The organism is Brachyspira pilosicoli (assembly GCF_036997485.1).
Taxonomy (GTDB): domain Bacteria; phylum Spirochaetota; class Brachyspiria; order Brachyspirales; family Brachyspiraceae; genus Brachyspira; species Brachyspira pilosicoli_C.
Window position 1 is genome coordinate 427,411 of sequence record NZ_JAWLPU010000002.1, and the last position, 20,952, is coordinate 448,362.

The 20,952-nt window shown below is 28.6% G+C and carries 21 protein-coding genes; 6 read left to right on the plus strand and 15 right to left on the minus strand.

Features of this window, described 5'->3' with window-relative positions; all coding sequences use genetic code 11:
• Positions 1–2 precede the first annotated feature (2 nt).
• Entirely contained in the window at positions 3–1,769 is a 1,767-nt protein-coding gene (locus tag R4I97_RS07240) for a HAMP domain-containing sensor histidine kinase (RefSeq protein WP_335784404.1), read from the plus strand.
• Here the strand turns inward: R4I97_RS07240 and R4I97_RS07245 are convergent.
• The 4 genes from R4I97_RS07245 to xerD form a co-directional block, all read right to left on the minus strand.
• The gene (locus tag R4I97_RS07245; protein ID WP_335784405.1) at positions 1,766–2,269 is read right to left on the minus strand and encodes a tRNA (cytidine(34)-2'-O)-methyltransferase; all 504 of its coding nucleotides are present in this window, start codon (positions 2,267–2,269) and stop codon (positions 1,766–1,768) included. The genes R4I97_RS07240 and R4I97_RS07245 overlap by 4 nt on opposite strands.
• A gap of 61 nt (positions 2,270–2,330) precedes the next feature.
• On the minus strand, positions 2,331–2,804 hold the full coding sequence (locus tag R4I97_RS07250) for a hypothetical protein (protein WP_335784406.1): 474 nt from the start codon (positions 2,802–2,804) through the stop codon (positions 2,331–2,333).
• Between the two features lie 229 nt (positions 2,805–3,033).
• On the minus strand, positions 3,034–5,325 hold the full coding sequence (locus R4I97_RS07255) for a hypothetical protein (RefSeq protein WP_335784407.1): 2,292 nt from the start codon (positions 5,323–5,325) through the stop codon (positions 3,034–3,036).
• Between the two features lie 31 nt (positions 5,326–5,356).
• Positions 5,357–6,283 (minus strand): site-specific tyrosine recombinase XerD, encoded by a 927-nt coding sequence (gene xerD / locus R4I97_RS07260; protein WP_335784408.1) that lies wholly within the window; start codon positions 6,281–6,283, stop codon positions 5,357–5,359.
• A gap of 337 nt (positions 6,284–6,620) precedes the next feature.
• Here xerD and sdaAB point away from each other — a divergent pair, with 337 nt between their 5' ends.
• The 5 genes from sdaAB to R4I97_RS07285 all read left to right on the plus strand — a co-directional run bounded on the left by sdaAB (position 6,621) and on the right by R4I97_RS07285 (position 10,378).
• Positions 6,621–7,295 (plus strand): L-serine ammonia-lyase, iron-sulfur-dependent subunit beta, encoded by a 675-nt coding sequence (sdaAB, locus tag R4I97_RS07265; protein ID WP_335784409.1) that lies wholly within the window; start codon positions 6,621–6,623, stop codon positions 7,293–7,295.
• A 26-nt stretch (positions 7,296–7,321) separates the two neighbouring features.
• Complete coding sequence (gene sdaAA, locus R4I97_RS07270) at positions 7,322–8,203, plus strand: L-serine ammonia-lyase, iron-sulfur-dependent, subunit alpha (RefSeq protein ID WP_335784410.1); 882 nt, start codon at positions 7,322–7,324, stop codon at positions 8,201–8,203.
• Between the two features lie 75 nt (positions 8,204–8,278).
• The gene (locus R4I97_RS07275) at positions 8,279–8,854 is read left to right on the plus strand and encodes a GNAT family N-acetyltransferase (protein WP_335784411.1); all 576 of its coding nucleotides are present in this window, start codon (positions 8,279–8,281) and stop codon (positions 8,852–8,854) included.
• 98 nt (positions 8,855–8,952) lie between these two features.
• Positions 8,953–9,690, plus strand: coding sequence for an ABC transporter permease (locus R4I97_RS07280; RefSeq protein ID WP_335784412.1), 738 nt, complete (start codon positions 8,953–8,955; stop codon positions 9,688–9,690).
• Complete coding sequence (locus R4I97_RS07285) at positions 9,680–10,378, plus strand: ATP-binding cassette domain-containing protein (RefSeq protein ID WP_335784413.1); 699 nt, start codon at positions 9,680–9,682, stop codon at positions 10,376–10,378. The genes R4I97_RS07280 and R4I97_RS07285 overlap by 11 nt, the downstream gene beginning before the upstream one ends.
• Here the strand turns inward: R4I97_RS07285 and R4I97_RS07290 are convergent.
• The 11 genes from R4I97_RS07290 to R4I97_RS07340 all read right to left on the minus strand — a co-directional run bounded on the left by R4I97_RS07290 (position 10,375) and on the right by R4I97_RS07340 (position 20,880).
• Complete coding sequence (locus R4I97_RS07290) at positions 10,375–10,953, minus strand: tetratricopeptide repeat protein (RefSeq protein ID WP_335784414.1); 579 nt, start codon at positions 10,951–10,953, stop codon at positions 10,375–10,377. The two genes, R4I97_RS07285 and R4I97_RS07290, sit on opposite strands and share 4 nt — an antisense overlap.
• A gap of 18 nt (positions 10,954–10,971) precedes the next feature.
• The gene (gene tsaD, locus R4I97_RS07295; RefSeq protein ID WP_335784415.1) at positions 10,972–11,997 is read right to left on the minus strand and encodes a tRNA (adenosine(37)-N6)-threonylcarbamoyltransferase complex transferase subunit TsaD; all 1,026 of its coding nucleotides are present in this window, start codon (positions 11,995–11,997) and stop codon (positions 10,972–10,974) included.
• A gap of 163 nt (positions 11,998–12,160) precedes the next feature.
• Positions 12,161–12,955, minus strand: a complete 795-nt coding sequence (locus R4I97_RS07300) for a hypothetical protein (protein WP_335784416.1) — start codon at positions 12,953–12,955, stop codon at positions 12,161–12,163.
• Between the two features lie 7 nt (positions 12,956–12,962).
• Positions 12,963–14,096: a chemotaxis response regulator protein-glutamate methylesterase gene (locus R4I97_RS07305; RefSeq protein WP_335784417.1), complete on the minus strand. Its 1,134-nt coding sequence runs from the start codon at positions 14,094–14,096 to the stop codon at positions 12,963–12,965.
• Between the two features lie 30 nt (positions 14,097–14,126).
• Complete coding sequence (locus R4I97_RS07310) at positions 14,127–14,720, minus strand: chemotaxis protein CheD (RefSeq protein WP_147730736.1); 594 nt, start codon at positions 14,718–14,720, stop codon at positions 14,127–14,129.
• Between the two features lie 16 nt (positions 14,721–14,736).
• Positions 14,737–15,582 (minus strand): protein-glutamate O-methyltransferase, encoded by an 846-nt coding sequence (locus tag R4I97_RS07315; RefSeq protein ID WP_335784418.1) that lies wholly within the window; start codon positions 15,580–15,582, stop codon positions 14,737–14,739.
• A gap of 8 nt (positions 15,583–15,590) precedes the next feature.
• Positions 15,591–16,124: a chemotaxis protein CheW gene (locus R4I97_RS07320; RefSeq protein WP_295296338.1), complete on the minus strand. Its 534-nt coding sequence runs from the start codon at positions 16,122–16,124 to the stop codon at positions 15,591–15,593.
• Between the two features lie 14 nt (positions 16,125–16,138).
• On the minus strand, positions 16,139–18,244 hold the full coding sequence (locus R4I97_RS07325; protein WP_335784419.1) for a chemotaxis protein CheA: 2,106 nt from the start codon (positions 18,242–18,244) through the stop codon (positions 16,139–16,141).
• A 45-nt stretch (positions 18,245–18,289) separates the two neighbouring features.
• Positions 18,290–18,658 carry a response regulator gene (locus R4I97_RS07330; RefSeq protein ID WP_157150117.1) on the minus strand — a complete coding sequence of 123 codons (369 nt, stop codon included), beginning with the start codon at positions 18,656–18,658 and terminating at the stop codon, positions 18,290–18,292.
• Between the two features lie 38 nt (positions 18,659–18,696).
• On the minus strand, positions 18,697–18,945 hold the full coding sequence (locus R4I97_RS07335) for an anti-anti-sigma factor (RefSeq protein ID WP_335784420.1): 249 nt from the start codon (positions 18,943–18,945) through the stop codon (positions 18,697–18,699).
• A gap of 9 nt (positions 18,946–18,954) precedes the next feature.
• Complete coding sequence (locus R4I97_RS07340) at positions 18,955–20,880, minus strand: chemotaxis protein (RefSeq protein ID WP_335784421.1); 1,926 nt, start codon at positions 20,878–20,880, stop codon at positions 18,955–18,957.
• Between the last annotated feature and the right edge of the window lie 72 nt (positions 20,881–20,952).

Consider the following 20,952-nt stretch of genomic DNA (forward strand, 5'->3'; position numbering starts at 1 on the left):
TTATGATTAGAAACATTTTTTTAAAATCGTTATTTATTCTTATATTATCAAGTGCTTTAATGTTTATAGGAATTCTTTTTACCGTGCAGTATAATAATATTATGTACAGTAGAGTAATGATTGTTAATATCATAGACATGCTTCAAAGAGAGATTAATATATATGATATAAAAACTGAAGAAGATTTTAAAAATTTTGTATTGCAATCAGATAAAGAAGAATTAAGAATAAGTATAATATCTACAAACGGTATAGTTATTGCAGATACTCTAAGCGACACAGCAAAAACAACTCTCGGAAACCATAATAATAGAAGCGATGTCATAGAAGCTTTACACAATACAAATGATGAACCGTCTTTTTCAATAAGCACTTCTATTAGCCAAAAAACACCCTATATATATGCATCAAAAAAAATTAAATCTGATGACTTTGTTGATTACATATTAAGAGTGTCCATACCTATGGATTCTATTAATAAATATTTAACTACATTTTTATTTACAGCTGTTATGGTGATAACTATTGTTGTAATACTCATGGCCTTTGTACTGCCTATAATGTCAAGAAATATTATGAATCCTTTTTATATTATTAAAGAGACATTAGATAATATATACAATAACCGCTCGCTTACTCCCAAAAATCTTACGGGGTTTAATGATATTAACAATATAATTTATGATATCAATGAAGTTGCTGTTGATTTGAATAATAATATCATAGCGTATCAGACAGAAAAAGAAAAACTTAATTATGTATTAGAAAATATTGCACAAGGGATTATTGCGGTCAATAAGAAAAAGGAGATATTTTTTATTAATCAATTTGCTATAGATTTCTTAGATATTGAAGAGAAAACAGTTAATAATTTAAATGAGATAATAAAAGATGAAAATGTAATAAAAAAGATAGATAATGCTATAGAATTAGGAAGGTTTTCAAAGTTTGATTCAAAAGAACATAATATGGATATAGAAATCACAATTATACCAATACGCAATAATGAAAATATATCCGCTTTAATAAAATTTGAAGATGTTACAGATATTAGAAAATTAGAGATAGAAAAACAGGACTTTTTTATTAATGCCTCTCATGAATTAAAAACACCTTTAACTTCTATTTTGGGATACTCTGAACTTTTATTAGCTACTGGCGGTGGAAAAAAATTAAATGATTTTGTAAATAGAATAAATACAGAAGCATTGAGAATGAAAGAGTTAGTTATGGATATGCTTACATTAAGCAGAATAGAGGCTAATTGGCAAGAGACTATAGATGAAAAGATGGATATAAAAGAGATAATACTTAATGTTTATGACAGCAATAAGTTAAAAGCTCAAAAAAGAGATATTACAATAGACTTAAATATAGAATCTGCTTTCATAATGGCTAATAAAGAAAAAATAACAGAAGTTGTTAATAACCTTGTGGATAACGCTATTAAATATACAGATGACGGCGGAAATGTAAAAATTATTTTAAGCACAGATAAAGATAAAGCAATTTTTACAGTAAAAGATACAGGCTGCGGAATAGCCCCGCAGTATTTAAATAGAATATTTGAAAGATTCTTTAGGGTAAAAAACAATAAATACCTTAAAGTCAATGGAACGGGGCTTGGACTAACAATAGTAAAAAATATATGCAATAATTATAACGCTGATATACATGTAAAAAGTGAAGAAAATGTTGGAACAGAGATAAGCGTTGTATTTAAATTATATGATGAAGAAAAAGAAAAAACTATAAAGAAAGCTGTTTAAATATTTTTATTTAAGCATAATTGTCTAAATGCCTCATAAGAAACTATAGCAGCAGTATTTGATACATTTATAGAGCGTATATTATCACTCATAGGTAAATACACAGAATTAGCGGCATCATTCTCCCATATAGATTCTCTTAAGCCCGTGCTTTCCCTTCCAAACAAAAGTATATCATTATCACTATAATTAAACTCATCATAACGAATAGCACCAAACTTTGATATAGGCACTATTCTTTTATTGTTCTCTTTACAATATTCTAAAAATGTGTGTTCATTTTCATGTTTTATTAGGCTCAATTTTTCCCAATAATCAAGCCCTGCCCTTCTAATCTCTTTAGCACTTAGTATAAATGATGGTTTTGAGACTATGTGAAGCGATATGTTTAACCCAACACAAAGCCTTCCAATATTACCCGTATTAGAAGGAATCTCTGGTCTGTATAATGCTATTGATACATTAAAGTTTTCATTACTTATATTAATTTTATCTTTCATATTTCATAAATAAAAAAGTAAACTTTTACTAACGTCCTTTTAATAATTTTATATTAAACCTTTACTCTGCTTGCTTAATAAAAACACCTTTTATAGCTGTATTTACATTATTATTTTCTTCAACAGTATAAGTTACATTTGCTGCATAAGAAAATGTCATATCATTATTATTTATCTCTTCAAAACTCATCTCAAGCAAATGTTCTTTTGATACTATAGTACCATTATTATCATATATTTCATTATATACAGCTATATAACCATTTTTAACTTTTAATATTTGGCCTGAAGAAAAACTAAAGGTTTTGTTTGCTTTTCCAAAATAGAAATCCATAGCCCCATCTTCTTTTATTATAATATAAGAACCTGAAAAATTAATATCACTTACATTTGGAGTTTCATCAACATTCCAAATACCTGCATAAGTTTTATCTATTCCTATAATATTTTCTTCTATCGTATCTTTCAAATCTTTACAGCTTATAGTAAATAAAGATATTAATAATAAAGATGAAACTAACAGCATTTTTAACATATTTGAATTCCTTTTTTGAATTGTTTTATATTAGTTATAAATTTATTTTTTGTCAATAGAATTAAAATTATAAAATTATTATTAAATATTAAAGAAGTTTTGAAACAAGTATAATATATTAAACTATAAAATTAATAACAATATTCAAAAACACAAAATTGAAAAAATATAATCATTTAGTATAAATAAAAAAGGAGCCTTTAAAAAGACTCCTTTAATTATGTTTTAATTAATTATCATTTACCGATTTTTCGTTATTGCTTTCTTCGCCCTTAGCTACAATAGCAGGCTTTTCTTCCACTACTTCTTCATTCTTAGGTTCAACAACTCTAAGCGAATTAAGAAGAGTATAAGCAACAGCAACATTTTCTTCACCAGACTCTGCCATAACTCTAAAAGACATAAGTGAAGAATATCTGCTTCTGCCATAAGAATATTTAAATCCTATCTCTACAGTAGCTCCGGCATCTATTGTAACAACTTCACTATCAAGAACAATAGCAGCTAATGCCTGAGATAAATCAGTTTTAATTCTAACATTATTTAGTCTTCTTGAAGTTCTATTAACTATAGTAAGTACTCCTGTTCTGTTTCTCTCATCAAGTTTCACAGTAACATTAAATGGGTTTTCAGAATATTTTTCTTCTATCCTTGAAACTATAGAAGCATTAATATTAGCCCATTCTTTTATAGTATTAGGACCTCTAAACTTAGACCATAACATTCTTGATACGTCATGGAAGAATATTCCTCTTATTCTGCTGCTTCTATTGAATTTAGCTTCAGATTCATAAACCCTTCTCATATATTCAAGCTCAGGTCTCAAACTGCCGTCTTGAAGCCTATTATCAATCATATTACCAACTAAAACATTGTACTCTCCAGACAAATATCTAGGCCAAGCAGCAAGCATACCAACATGCTGAGGACGGCTAGCCTCATATATCATAACAGCATCATAATCAATACCAGCATCAAAGAACATATAAGGGTCTTGTCCATGTTCCTGTCCGTGATTCCAACCCAAAGTAAAAGCCCATAATTTTTTCTTTATTCCAGATTCTTTTATAGCCTTTATAATAAGTGATTCTTTATGAGCCCTATACCATCTCCATTTCATTCCTATTTCTTTTCTGCCTCTATTAACAGCAAGCCAACGCATACGAGCAGCCTTATTCATAGTAGACCAATTAGCAGGAGTATAAACTCCAGTAAGCTCTACCATCTCATCAACTAACTCATAACCATCAACTTCACCAGTTCTAATAAAGTCCAAACCAATATATGATATATTAGGATTAGCATCATATCTTTTTAATATATCTATAATATCCTGTACTCTTTTAGGGTCTCCCAAAGATATGTGTCTGCTTTCTACTAAGCTTTTAGTGCTTGAATTATAACCAATAGAAACTTCATATCCGCCCTTTCTATGTCCGCCGCCAGCTGCAAAATAACTCATAACATAAGCACCAAGCTCAACATTACCCTTAGATTTTGAAGCAGCTAAATTCTCAACATTCTTAATCATAGCAGGTGCCCAAGGTTTTTCAGGAGTAATACCGCCAGTCCAACCAGTAGTCTGACCTCCTATTACCCATAAAGTATCACATTTCATATAACGAACCCAATCGTATATGGCATTATAATCTTCTGTGAGAGCGCCTGTTTCTAAATTAGGAATTTTTTTAGTAGTTAAATCTATAGCATATTCTAATGTTGTTATCTTTTTAGTCTCTTTAGCAGGCGGTGATTGTCTTCCTTTTACAGTAAAATCTTTTGTATAGCCATAAACTCCGCTCTTAGTTTGTACAAGCACAACCGCCTGGTATTCACCCAAATCCCCTCCAAATGGATGTAAATAAGTTGCCTTATACTCTGCATTTTGTATTTTAAATACATTAATAGGATATCTATCATCAACATTTTTTCTTACACTTTTATCTTTTTTATATCTCACATAAACACTTAAATTTTCTACTTTATCTTCTGTATATATAGAAGCATTTATAACTACAGGTTCATACCTAAATACTGATATCTTAGATAAATCTATAGAAACACGAGGAGCTTCCCTTTTCTTAGAATTAATAATAGCACTTTCTATAGCCTTACTCAATTTATCTGAAGTTTTATCTGTAGTATTTCCAGAAAAAACCATAGCTGGAAGTACATTAGGATTAGGCATATCACTGCTCATCTCCTCATCGCTTAATAATAACTCCTGACTAAAAAGTTCTATATCTTCTCTTACACTTATATCTTCATCTACATAAAAATCATCCAAATCTACAGCCAAATTATATTCATCAAATATAGGTTTGCTATGAACTAAAGTAAGAGAATCTGGATTATACATATCTATTCTATGCGTCTTTCTATTATTATCTTCTTCTATCGCATATTGTAAATTATTATTATAATTAATTATTGTAAGCCTCTCTCCTATACCAAAAGTAAGAAGGATAAGAGAAGTTGCTATAAGTAACAATATTGTAGTTGCTATAATGCTTTTTTTCATATAAAGTAGTTTCCAATTATTATTTTATTTTTTAGCTGTTTTGTCTAGTATGTTTTGTATATTTAGGGTGTTTGGTAATCTGTTTTTTTAAATGTGTAGAATCCACATGTGTATATATTTCAGTTGTAGTAATATCAGAATGTCCCAACATTCTTTGAACAGACCTTAAATCGGCACCATGCTGAATAAGATGTGTAGCAAAACTATGTCTTAAAGTATGAGGATAAATATTCTTTTCTATACCGCTTTTTTTCATAGCCTCTTTTACTATCTTCCAAATACCTACCCTAGAAATTTTATCTCCTCTAAAGTTTAAAAATAACTCGCCTGTCTTTTTACCTTTTACCATCACTACCCTGCTCGTTTGGATATATCTCTTTAAAATATCCAAAGCTTTATCATTAATAGGAACTATTCTCTCTCTTTTACCCTTACCGCAAATTTTTAAATACTTCTCGTCAAAAAATATATCTTCTATTTTTAATGAACAAATTTCACTAACCCTGAGTCCTGAAGAATACATAAGCTCAAATATAGCCTTGTCTCGCAAGCCTTTATCTGTTTTCTCATTATGCACAGACAATAAATCATCAACTTCTTCTGTAGTTAAAGATTCTGGTAATACTCTCTTTAAACGTATAACTTCTAAATTATCAGTAGGATTCTTAGAAATATAATTTTCCATTACTAAAAATTTATATAAATTAACTATGCTTACCTTATTTCTTGCAACTGTTCTAGATTTAGAACCCTTATCCTTTCTTTCACTCAAGAACTTTTCTATATCTTTTCTGGTAGCTTTTAAAATCGTTTTTTTGTTTCTGCTTAGAAAATCTAAATATATCACTATGTCTCTTCTATAAGACTCTAACGTATTTAGTGATAACCCTTTCTCCATTGACTCGTAATTTAAATACATTGATAATATTTCTTGATCTGAAATTTGCTTCACTGACATTTAATATTGCCTCTTTCTTTAAGATATATATATACATAATTTAGTAAACATAAAAATTTTATAATATTCTGTTCACTTGCATATATTATCGGTAATATAAGCAATATATTTAAACATAATATATTGTTTATAATATTTTATTATGTTTAAATAATATTAAATATTTTTAAAATTAAATATTATTTTTTTATTTTTTAATAAAAAACAATATTCTAAAAAGTAATAATTTTAATATTTTATTTATTTTTTTTATTTGAGATGAAAAAAATAAATAAAATATATATCTAAAATATATTGAATATGTTAAATTATATATATAAAAATGGAGGCTAATTTTATGGCAACTTTATTTGATATAATAGGACCTGTAATGATAGGACCTTCTAGTTCTCACACAGCTGGAGCTTGCCGAATAGGCAAACTAGCTAAAAAAATTTTAGGTGAAGATGTAAAAGAAGCTAAAATATATTTGCACGGCTCTTTTGCACTAACATGGAAAGGTCATGGCACAGATAAAGCTATTTTAGCTGGTCTTTTAGGTTTAGAGACTTATGATACTAAACTTAGAGACAGTTACAAATTGGCTGAGGAAAATAACCTTAAATACGAGTTTATACCTACAACTTTAAGAGAAGCATTTCACCCTAATAGTGTTTACATAGAAGCAAAAGGAGAAAATAATGAAGCAAACATTTTAGCTTCATCTATTGGCGGAGGACTTATTGTATTAGATAAAGTAAATGGCATAGAAGTGCATTACAAAGGTGACTTCCCTACTATAGCTATAGTTAATAAAGATGTACCGGGGATTATTGCTAAAGTTACTTCTATTATTTTTGAAAATGGAATCAACATAGAAAATATGAATGTTACTCCGCAATTTGAAGGACCTAATCAAGGATATGCTATTATAGTTATTGGTATGACTGATGTTATATCAAAAGAAATAGAAGAAAAAATTAGAAAAATAGAAAATATAAGAGATTTTGTATTTTTAGATAAATTATATTAATAATATATAAAAAAGGAAAATAAATTATGGATATAAAATCTATTGAATCATTAGTTACTACAGCTACAGAGCAAAATAAAAAAATTAGTGATATAGTTATAGATATAGAAGCTAATAGTCAAAAAGTTGATAGAAACAAAATAATAGAGCAGATGTCTAGCTATTATGATATTATGAGAGAATCTGTAATAAATGGCAAAAAAGATAAATTTAATTTTGTAACAGGACTTCAAGAGGACTGTGTTGAAATAGTAGAGAAATTTTATAAAAACAAAAAGAGCATATTAGGAGAGACTATAGGAGAAGTTGTTACAGCAGCTATGGCAGTTAGCGGATATAATGCTTGCATGGGTAAAATTATAGCAGCACCCACTGCTGGAAGCTGCGGAATAATGCCTGCGGTGCTTACTGTATGCGAAAATAGAGGATACAAAAAAGAAGATATAGTTCATTCTATGTTTACTGCTGCGGGTCTTGCTGATATTATTGCTCAGCTTGCTACATTTGCAGGGGCGGGCGGAGGATGTCAGGCTGAATGCGGCAGTGCTTCTGCTATGGCTGCTTGTGCTTGTGCGGAAATTATGGGAGGAACTCCTGAAGAGTGTGCTCATGCTTTTGCTTTATCTTTATCTGCTATACTTGGGCTTGTTTGCGACCCTGTGGCTGGATTTGTTGAGGTGCCTTGTATGAGTAAAAATGTTTTAGGGGCTGTACATGCTATAGTTTGTGCGGAGATGGCTTGTGCTGGTTTTAAAAGTGTTATTCCTGCTGATGAGGTTGTTATGGCTATGAAAGAAGTTGCTGATGGTATGGATGAAAGATTTAGAGAAACTGCTCAGGGCGGGCTTGCTAACACTCCTACAGGACGTGCTATTGCTGAGAAGCTTTTAGGAAAAATTAACAAATAATTTTAAGATATTATAATTAATAAGGGCTTGCAATATTATTGTATGCCCTTTTATTTTTAACTTTTATAAAAAAATATGATTACAACAGAAAGACTCATAATAAGAAAATTTAATATCAATGACACCGAAGCATTATTCAGCATTTTGTCAGATAAAGAAGTTAATAAATATCTTCCTTGGTTTGTTTTTACAAGCATAGAAGAAACTAAAAATCATTTACAAAAATTTTATTTAGATACAAATAATAATAACAATTTTTATAGATATGCCGTTTGCTTAAAAGAAAATAATATTCCTATAGGCTATATACATTTTGAAAACAATAATGATAGTAATGATTTTGGATATGGACTTAAAAAAGAATATTGGAACAAAGGCATAATAACAGAAGCTTCAAAAAAAGTTGTAGAGAAATTAAAAAATGATAATATCAAATATATTACAGCAACACATGATATAAATAATATTGCAAGCGGAGAAGTAATGAAAAAAATCGGCATGCATTATAAATATAGTTATGAAGAACTATGGCAGCCAAAAAATATATTAGTAACTTTTAGAATGTATCAATTAAACTTAGATGATAATAAATCAAGAGTCTACAATGTTTATTGGAACAAATACAAAAAACACTTTATAGAACGAATATAAAAAACTACACATAAAAAAATACAATCAATACAATTTGACAATTTATTTTTTTTTAGTATCATTAAAAAAATTAAATAATAATTCAACATATTTAAGACATGAAAAAAAACAATAAAAAAAAGATTATATATTTTTTTATAGGCATCATATTATTTATAGCTATATGGAGTTTTGTTTCTTTAAAAATTAATTCTGAAATTATTTTCCCAAGTATAGATAAAATTTTTTTAGATTTAATAAATATAATTTCTCAAAAAGATTTTTACTCTAATTTGTTATATACATTTATAAGAGTAATAGTTACTTTTGTGCTTTCATTTTTGCTTGCGATAACATTAGGAATAATTGCTGGTATATTTAAAAGTGTTAGATATATTTTAATGCCTATTATAAACTTTATTAGAACAATTCCAACCATACCTCTTATTTTAATAGCAGTATTATGGTTTAATAATAATTTAGTGCCTATATTTGTATCTTTGTTTGTAATATTTCCAATAATATATGATGCTGTAGTAAATGGAATTATAAACATTGATAAAAATCTAATAGAAATGTCAAACTCTTATAATGTGTCTTTTAAAAATCAATTAATAAGTTTGTATATACCGTCAATAAAGCCCTATATACTCACTTCAATATCGCAATCAATGGGAATGACTTGGAAAAGCGTATTAGCTTCAGAAATTATAACTCTGCCAACATTAGGACTCGGCACAAAACTATATGAATCGCATTTATATTTAAATACTGTTAGTTTGTTTGCATATTGTTTGATTGCAATTATATTTAATATTATATTTGAAATTATAATGAGGCTTCAAAATGATTTGTGATGATAAGAAAATAGTTGATAATGTTTTGCAAATAAACAATATAAATCTATCATACAATAACAATATAATATTTAAAAACTTCTCTATTAACTTACACACAAATAAAATAAGTATTATATTAGGTTCATCAGGATGCGGAAAAACTTCTCTGCTTAATATAATTGCAAAAAAAATTGACAGCCCATCTTTTGTGTATCAAGAGCCAAGACTATTAAATCATTTAAACGCTTATGAGAATATTAATTATATTTTAAAAGACAAAATCAAAAATAAAAACATAAGAGATAAAACTATAAAAGAAGCATTAACTATAACTAACCTAATTGATAATATACACAGCAAACCAAATGAGCTTAGCGGAGGCATGAAGCAAAGATTATCATTAGCAAGAGCATTAGCCTATAATTCAGACTTTTTACTAATGGACGAACCATTACAAGGTCAGGATATTAAAAGAAAAAAAGAATTATTAGATATAATTAAAAACATACAAATAAAAACAAATAAAACTATTATATATGTTACGCATGATATATCAGAAGCTTTGATACTTGGAGATTATATATATATTCTCTCAAAAAATAATAATTCTACAGAATTGATATTTCAAACAAAATTAGAAAGCAATGATTTAAACAGCAATATAGATATGCAGTCAAAATTAATGGATATTCTTATAAATAATTAATCTTTTAATATTTCTAAAGCCTTATCATAGCCTAAATCAGCAGATTTTTTTAAATACTTTTGAGAGAGTTTTTTATATTTTTCTTTTTTTTCATTATCTTTTTCATGCTTTATAAAAATATTATATATTCTATAAACATCATAATAAGCAATATAATCTTCATTGTTATATTTCAAAGTTTCTTTTAAATATTTAAGTGCTGTTTTGTATTTCTTTTGTCTTCTATAGCAAACAGCAAGTAAATAATAACCATCAGAATAAGCTTTATTTAGAGATATTGCTTTTTCTAAATCTTCTATTGCTTTTTCTATTTCATTTTTCTCTAAATATATTTGAGCCTTACTGTAATAAATATCAAAATCATGCGGATATATTTCTATAGATTTATTATAAGTTTTTATAGCATTATCATAATCTTTAATATCACAATAAACCGCAGCCAAATTATAATAAGCATCTAAATTCTTTTCATCTAATTCTATAACCTTTAATAAATCCTCTATAGCCTTATCATATTCTTTTTTATTAATATTATTTAAAGCACTGTAGAAATATTGATTTTCTTTGCTGTTCATTTTTATTTCCTAAATATATTATTGTTTTATACTTTTATTTTTGTTATACTTTTTATTTAAAACCCTCGAAGAGCAGTCCAAAGAATAATCAGCAAACTCTTCTTTATCTTTCATATAGTATGCTAATCCTGCAACCATCGCAGCGTTATCTGTAGTATATTTTAAAGCAGGAAGATAACATTCAAAGTCTTTAGAGTTTCCAAACCTTTCACGCAAATAACTATTGCATGCTACACCGCCAGATAATGTAACTCTCTTTATACCGCTTTTTTCAACATATTTAAGTGTTTTTATATATAAAGGCTCTATTGCACTTATTTGAAAAGCAGCTGCTATATTTTCATTTGTAGACTCATAACCTTTTTGTAAATATTTTTGTGTAGAATATACGCAAGCTGTTTTAAGTCCGCTATAAGAAAAATTAAACTCATCAACTCCATTAAGAAGCACTATAGGATATTTTATAGCTTCTTTGTCCCCTTCTCTTGCTAATCTGTCTATAATAGGTCCGCCCGGATAGCCAAGATTTAAAAACTTAGAAACCTTATCATAAGCCTCACCCACCGCATCATCTAAAGTGGTACCAACAACTTTATACTCGCCATAATCATGAACTTCTGTAATAATAGTATGCCCTCCTGAAACAACTAACGCTATATATGGAAACTCTATATTGTTTGTAAGATGAGGTGAATAAATGTGAGCTGCTATATGGTCTAATGCTAGTAATGGTTTATTAAGAGAAAAAGCCAAAGCCTTAGCACTTCCAACCCCCACAAGAAGAGAGCCTAAAAGCCCAGGGCGGTTTGTAACTGCAAATAAATCTATATCATCTAATGTTGTGTCAGCGTCTTTTAATGCCTTATCTATTACATAAAGTATAGCTTCCAAATGCTTTCTTGCTGCTATCTCTGGAACTACACCTTGAAACTCTTTATGAGCATCTATAGAAGAACTTAATACTGATGATAAAACATTGTTTCCATTTTCCACTATTGCTACAGAAGTATCATCACAAGAAGTATCTATGCCTAATATTTTCATTTTTGTTTTCTCCAAAGTGCATATTGAATTAATAATATATACTTATTTTAATTATTTGTAAATATTAATTATTATCACCTGAAATATATTTTTTGAATTCACTAATTTTATAGAGCTTTACTGGTTGTTTTTTGTAAGTGGATAATATTTTCAAAAAAATCTCTTACATATTCTCTTCTATGTATTTTCTTAGTTTATATAATGCCACTAATACATTTTTTCTGTTAATATTATTTTTAGTTGAAAATAAAACCTTAATATCATTAATCTCAGAAAGTTCAATATAATCTTCAGAGGCAATTTTATCATATAAATAACTTATAGCTTTTAATAATCCATCATCATAATCTTTAAAATTAAAATATTCATTAGGTATATTCCATACCAAAGCTTCAATAAGCTCATAATTAAACTCATTTAACTCTTTTATCTCACCATTGAAACTTTGAAATATGTATTTAAATATTCTAATTAAATTGATAAAATTATCTTTACATTCATATTCTTTTTTATCAAAATTCTTATTGTCTAATTTAGGATAATATATATTATTTTCGCCATTAGAAGAAGTAATTAAAGCTGCTTCTATCTTGTTATTCTCTTCTTCAATTTTGAAACTTGGTCTTAATACAATTTTCTCTTTCTCATAATCAACAACAAGATAATCTAATATATCATCATATTCTATATTTTCTTTTTCTAATATCTTTGAAATATCTTTTTTAAAACCTCTAGTATCTTTGGAATTATTTTTATTATCATCAATTAAAAATAAATTAAGATATTCCATATAACTAACATTAGTATTATTTCTTTTAGCGCCAGTGGCAATTATAGAAACATTATCATTATTTATAATATTAGATACAAAATTTAAAGCTTTATCAATTTTATATCTTGGGTAAATAGTGGTATTTCCAACCCATTTATTTATATAATCATATATATCATTATTCATACAATTTTTATGCTTTTTTAAGAGCAGCGGCTAATATTCTATCAAGCGGAAGTATCTCATCTACCCCACCCCTAGCAATAGCCTCTCTTGGCATACCAAAAACAGTACAAGTCTCTTCGTTTTGAGCAATGTTATAAGCACCAGCATCTTTCATTTCTTTCATACCATTAGCGCCATCATCACCCATTCCAGTAAGTATGATACCTATAGCCTTATTTTTAGCATATACAGCACCGCTTCTAAAAAGTACATCTACAGAAGGCTTGTGTCTAGTAACAGGCTCGCCGTCTACAACCTCAATATAATACTTTCCGTTTTTAACTTTTATCATAGTATGCTTTCCACCCCTTGCAAGTACAGCTTGACCGCGTCCTATACTCATACCATCTTCAGACTCAAAAACTTCTATTTTTAATACAGTGTTTAATCTTCTTGCAAAAGAAGTAGTAAAATGTTCAGGCATGTGCTGAGCTATTACTATAGGAGGAGCAGAAGGAGTAACATTTTTTAAACATTCTATTAAAGCCTCAGTACCGCCTGTAGAAGAACCTATAAGTATAATTTTATCCATAGCAACTTCTCTCGAAGGTACAAGCGGAAGTATAATATCAGCATTATTTTTAGGATAAACTTTAAACCCAGAAGTTTTAGGAGCTTCCACAACAACTCTATTAGTAGCAATATTGTTAACAGTTTCTGTAGGCATAGCCACACCATGTTTTTTATAGAACTTAGCTCTGTTGTTGTAAGCATTTTTTATTTTTTCAACTAAATCAGTAGCTAATTCTTCAACTCCATCTCTTACATTAGCAGAAGGTTTTATTACATAGTCAAAAGCCCCAATATTTAAAGCATCTAATGCTAACTCTCTATGTTTATCAAGCAAAGAACTAAACATTATTACAGGAATAGGATTATTAATCATAAGTTTCTTAAGATAAGTAATACCGTCCATCTCCGGCATTTCTATATCTAAAGTAATAATATCAGGTTTTACAGTTTTTAATTTAGCTTCTGCAAGTATTGGATTAGCAGCAGTAGCTATCATCTCTAAATCAGGGTCAGAATTAACAATTTTAGTAAGCAGCTGCCTTATTAATGCGCTGTCATCAATAGATAAAACTTTAATTTTATTAGCCATATAATATTTTCCTTTAATGTTTTCCTTGTATTAAAATAATGTAATATCAGATTTCTCTTCAATTTTTTGTTGCAAGTTTTTAGAATACTTAATTTCTTGTTCAGCAGAGAACTCTTTAGTTTTACCTTCAATTTTTTTCATAAGCACTCTGTTTTCGGTATTGAAAAAAAACACTTTTCTAGGCCAAGAACCTCCAACATCCTCACTGATAATAGGAATATTTTCATCAGCTAAAAATTTTCTAGCGAATTTAATATTTTTATCTGGTACTTGAAGCACATTACTAGTCATACCAGTTAAAACGTGTCCGCCTCCAAATATTTTAGCTGTAAGATTAGCCTTTTTACCTCCAAGTTTAATTATCTCGTTTATTAGCACCTCCATAGCGTAAAGACCATATCTAGTATAATTATAATCATCTTCAGGATTCTCCCATTCTTTCATCTCTGGGAGCATAAAGTGATTCATGCCGCCGAACTTCAAATTATTCTCAAATAAACAAACCGATATACAACTTCCCAATACTGTTTTTATTACCGCAGGCTGTCTAGAGGCATAATAACCACCTATATATATAGTGATTCTTTTAAAATTGCTGTTAGCAGCGGATGGAAAATCTAACATATATCAAACCCCGTAATTAAATCTTTTTATAGATATTGCTAGAAATATATTTAAACAAGTCTGAAATTCCAAACAAAGTTTCAGAATGCCCTATAAACACATAACTATCATCTTTCATATATCTATAAAATTTATTAAATAATTCTTTTTGAAACTCTTTATCAAAATAAATTATTACATTTCTGCAAAATATCAAATCAAACTTAGTATGTATATCAAAATCTTCATCTTTAAAATTAAGCTGTCTAAACGATATACATTTTTGCAAAATATTTTTTACTTTATAAAGGCCTGCATTATTTCCAGTACCTTTAAGAAAATATTTCTTCAAAGTATTAGTTTGAATAGTTTCTACAGTCTCCTCTTTATATATACCAGCATAAGCATGAGCAAGTACATTAGTATCTATGTCACTTGCTAAAATTTTTATATCATAATGATTAAATCTTTCTCCAAAATAATCATGAAGCGTCATCGCAATAGTATAAGGCTCTTCTCCAGTAGAACAGGCAGCAGACCATATCCTTAAATTATTAACCTTTCCTTCTTTATAACTCTTTTCCCAATTTGGAAGAAAGGTACTTTTCATATATTCAAAATGCTTATTCTCCCTAAAAAAGTCAGTTTTATTAGTAGTAACAGCATTGATGAAATTGGTAACTTCTTCATCAGGAGCACCTTTTAAATATTCTATATATTCTCTAAAAGAAGACATATTTAAAGCTCTAATTCTCTTACTTATTCTTGAAGTAACTAAAGCTCTTTTATGTTCAGACATTTGTATGCGAGTTTTATCATAAATAATTCTAACTAATTCGTTAAACTCGCCGTCTGTTAAAGGTGCAAGATTTAATTCACTCATAAAAAACCTCAAACTATAGTTTTACTTATAGCATCATTAGATTTAACTATATCCTCTATAGGAAGGACCATGATAATTTTATTTTCAAGCCTAATAACATTAGATATCTGCAAACCGCTAACATTAGCAATAGGAGTAGCTGTCATCTGGCTTTCATAAACAGTAATAACATCAGAAACCATATCAGCAAGTATGCCAAATCTTCTGTTAGAAGTAGATATTACTATAATAACATCATTTTCTATAGAACGATCATCTCTTCTCTCAAGTCCAAAACGCATTCTTATATCAACTATATGTAAAATATTACCTCTTAAATTAATAAGCCCTCTCATATATTTAGGACTTCCAGGCACAGGAGTAATAGTAGTAACACCAACTATACCTTCTATACTTAGCACATCAAGAGCATATTCTTCGTTATCTATCTTAAAAACAAGAAATTGCTGACTTGGCTCTGTGGAAGCATTCTCTTCTGCACCTATACCCACACCGCCAATCTGTGCTATCTCACTAGCATTAATTTTTTGATTATCCAACATATTAAAATCCTTTATTATTTAACGCCATTATTAACTTTATTTTGTAAAGATATATTAACAAGCCCCTGTATATCTATAATGAGAGCTATTCTACCATCTCCAAGTATAGTGCCTCCAGCAATTCCTGCATGCTTGCTGAAAGCAGAATCTAAAGACTTAATAACAACCTGCTGCTGATCCAATAACTCATCTACAAATATAGCACACTTTCTATATCCTGCCTCAACAACTACAACTATACCGTCATCTATTTCATTAACTTGAGTGTCTATCTCAAATACCTTATGAAGTCTTATGAGAGGCAAATATTCATCTCTGATTTTTATCATCTCACCTTTTCCTTCAAAAGGCTTAACCTGGTCGCTCTTAATTTTTATCTGCTCTATGATAGATATTAATGGCATTACATAAATCTGCTCACCTATAGCAAAAGTAATACCTTCTATAATAGCTAAAGTTAAAGGAAGTTTAATAATAAATGTGCTTCCAACACCTTCAGCACTCTTTATCTCAATCTTTCCTTTCATCTTTTCAACATTAGCCCTAACAACGTCCATACCAACACCCCTTCCGGATATGTCAGTAACTTTTTCTGCTGTTGATAAACCAGGACTAAATATTGTTCTATATATTTCAGCATCAGAGTAATTGCCGTCTTTTGATAATAAGCCTTTCTCTACAGCTTTATTAAATATTTTTTCTTTATTTAAACCATTACCATCATCAGACACCTCTATAACAACATGTCCCTCTTGGTGAGCTGCTGACATTGTAATAGTACCATATTCAGGCTTTCCTCTTGCAATTCTCTCTTCTTTAGTTTTTTCTATACCATGGTCCATAGAGTTTCTAATAATATGTTTAAGTGGGTCAGATAACTGCTCTAACATATTTTTATCTATCTCTGTAGTTTCACCTTTAAGAACTAATTTTACTTCTTTGTTTAATTCTAAGTTAAGGTCTCTTACATATCTATGGAATTGTGTGAATATAGGACCTATAGGCATCATTCTTATATTCATAACCTCTTCTTGTATTTGTCTTGAGGTTCTGTCCATAGAACTAACTGCCTCTTTTAATCCATTATCTATATCTAAATTTTGTGTTAGCTGCATTATTCTTGATTGTGCTATAACAAGCTCTCCAATCAAGTTCATTAAACTATCTAATTTTCTTATATCAACTCTTACAGTAGAAGGAGCTTGAACCTTAGTTCCTGTAGGCTTAGCGGCAGGAACTGCTTTATTAGCTTTATCATCATGAACTTCTTCTTTTGTTTCTTGTTTCTCTTCTTTATGTTTTTCTTCAGCTTTCTCTTCAGCCTTTTCTTCAACAGGCTTAGCTTCCTCTTCTTTCTCTTCTACTTTCTCAGTAATATTAATATCATTATCATCTATAACAAATAAGAATATATTTTGAACTTGCTCTAAAGTAGAAGAAGTTTCAACATCTAATGAAAATTGAGTGTAACAAGCATAAGGATCTTCTAAATCGGATATAGCAGGCAAATTACTAATATCTATTTTTAAATTACTAATAGTACCTATAGCTTTAAGGTCATTTAAAAACATGAGAGGATCTATACCATTATCAAAAATGCTAGGTTTAAATATCATTTCAATATGAAACATATTATTTGAAGAAGATTCTTTACTTTCTTCTTTTTTAGCATTTTCTTCTGTCTTAGGGGCCTCTTCCTTTTTTTCTACAGATACAGTGCTTATATCATTTCCTTCAGCTATAGCTTTTATTTTAGCTTTTAAGCTTTCTATATTTGTAACTCCATCTGCTTCCCCAACACCATCTACTATGTTTTGAAGCATAAGTTTTACAGTGTCTAAAAACTCTAATAGAACAGTAATCATTTGCGGCGTAACATCCAATTTACCGCTTCTTACCTTCTCTAATAAGTTTTCTGCTACGTGGTTTAACTCACTCATTGTAGTAAAACCAACAGTGCCGGCAGAAGATTTTAAAGTGTGAGCACTCCTAAATATTTTATTTAAAAGGTCTTCATCACTTTTATTATCTTCGAGTAAAACTAAATCATTTTCAAGTCCTTCAACTATCTCATTAGCCTCACTCAAAAATATCGAAATAAATTCATCACTATCAAACATATATAACCTCTGATTTATTATATACTACTACACAAATATTAAACATTAATTCAAAAAACGTTTAACAACATCTAAAAGCTGTGTAGGGTTGAAAGGTTTTACTAACCAACCGCTAGCTCCTGCTGCCTTACCTTCCATCTTCTTATCATCTTGAGATTCTGTTGTAAGCATAAGTATAGGAGTATATTTATACTTATCAAATTTTCTAACATTCTTAATAAACTCTATACCATCCATCTTAGGCATATTCAAATCTGTAATTATCATATCAATATTTGAAGCCTTATTTACAGCTTCTAATCCTGTAGTGCCATCATCAGCAGAAATTACATCATAACTCCCCTTCTTCAAAGTATACTCAACAGATGCCCTAGCAGTATTTGAATCGTCTACTATTAGTATTGTTTTAGCCATACATTTAACCTCTTATTTTTTCATTAAATTTATATTAATTATTTGTTTGCCATATTTAAATATTCTATAAAAGATTTATCTAACCCTTCTACTATAAGTTTTTTTTGATTTTTATCAAGTTCTTTTTTTATAGAATATAGTATTTGTAAGCCAGCTAAGTCTAAATGACTATCTTCTGGAAATTTTATTGTTGTATCTTCATTATAATTAGCTGCCTTTATAGTATTTTTAAAATACTTACTCATAGTTCTTATATTAAGATTTTCGTCTATCTCTATAACAGACATAAATACCTCCTAAAATAATGTAAAATCCCCACTATCCGAACCTTCTTCTATGTTAATATCGACATTTAATGTCTCATCTCCAGATAAAATACTGTTCGCTATAGTTCGCTCTTTCTTTATAGTATAATAATTTACTATTTCCATATATTTATCACTTTCTATTTTCCAATTCTCTATATTTAAAGTCTTATAATATTCATTTTTCTTACTTCTTATAATATCACGCATCTTATTAAATACTTCCATTATCTCATTAATCTTTGTTAAGAGAGTAGTTAAAGAACTTAAATCTATTAGAGTTTTTTCTATCAAATTAAATAACTCTTTAGCATGCGTATCTAAACCTTTAATATTATCTTCTATGATAGATTTAGATTCTTCCAAGCGTTTATAAATATTATCCATCATAGATTCTATGTATAAATTTTCTATAGACTGCTGATTAATATTAAATTTAAATTTATTAATAGCACTAAATATTGTAGTCTTTATATTTTCAAATTTCTCCAAACAAACATCTACAGTATCAGTAATATTTGTAGCTATAGATTCCACACTAACCATAGAAAATGTTTGAGAATCGCTGAATATATTACTATTTTTCTCTAATTCTATTTTAGCTAAAAAATTAACAGAGTTAAATGCTTTAGCAATATTTTTTGTCTCTAAAAACATATTCTCAAGTTCTTCTATAGAATCTATTATACCAGCATTATTATCTGATATTCTATGTTTATTGCTTAAAAATAATTTAAAATTGTCTAAATAAAGCTTAATAAAACCTAAATATTCATTAAATATAGAATCTGATACGCTAAAAGGAAACTCTGATTTGCCTGATTGAGCACCTATCATATATTCAACTATTGTGTTTCTATCTGATGATATGTCAAGCAAACTTTCTTTAAGACCCTTTAAGCTATCATTTATGCGGGCATTATTATCTAAAATCTCTTTATGTATAGATTTAAAATTTTCTATTATCAAACTTAAAACCACGTCATCGAAAGTAAGCAAATCTAATAATTTATGCTCTAAAGATTCATTATTTTCTAATTCTGCCGCATTGTTTATAGCAACTACTTCCTTTCCATAAGTATCTATAAACTTTCTATTCTCTTCTACAATATGTTTTATAGACTCTATTATATGCTCTGTCTGTTGTCTAATAATATCTTCTTGCGGAAGTATCATCATCACTTCAAATATATAATCATAGCTATTGTCTACTCTTGATATTATATCAGAAATCATATTAGAAAAAGTAGCAAAAGAATTAACCATATTATTATGCTCTTTATCTAATTGCTCTCTCATTATATTAAAGCTTCTTCTTTGCATCTCATTAGTTTTTAATATCTCATCTTTAAACCTATCGAACTGTACAAATAACTCCTGCCCTATTCTATTCATCTGATCGGCCTGCTCGTTTGAAGTTTCTGACATTTTTATGATGTTTTTAGATATCTCTCCGAAAGCCTTACCGCCTGAACCATACTTTGAAGCTATGATAATAGCATTAAGCGAATAAACTTTTATCTGGTCTGCCAATTTTCTTATCTCTTCTATAGAATCCATTACATTACTAATAATATTAACGTCTTCAATAATGGAATTTGATAAAACATCATCTTGATTAATTAAAGACTGCATTCTATCAAAAGATTTAAAAAAGTCTTCTTGATTTTCTTGGAAGTCATTAGAGAAATTCTTTTTACTATCTTTTTCTGTAAAATAACTTAGAAGAGAAATAGACTTCTCATTTTCATTTTTCATTTCTTGTTCTATTAATGGAAACTTCTCACCTATAAAACTGTAAACTCTTCCAAATTCTGTTAAAAAATTTTGTATATCTTTTACAGTAGCCTCTAAGATTGCAGAATAATCAAGAATATTCTCATTAACATTACCATAAACTGTAGTGCTATCCAACACTTATATCATATCCCCATTTTAAAATATATTAAAAATATAACATTTATTATCGCTTTTTGCAAGCGAATTATT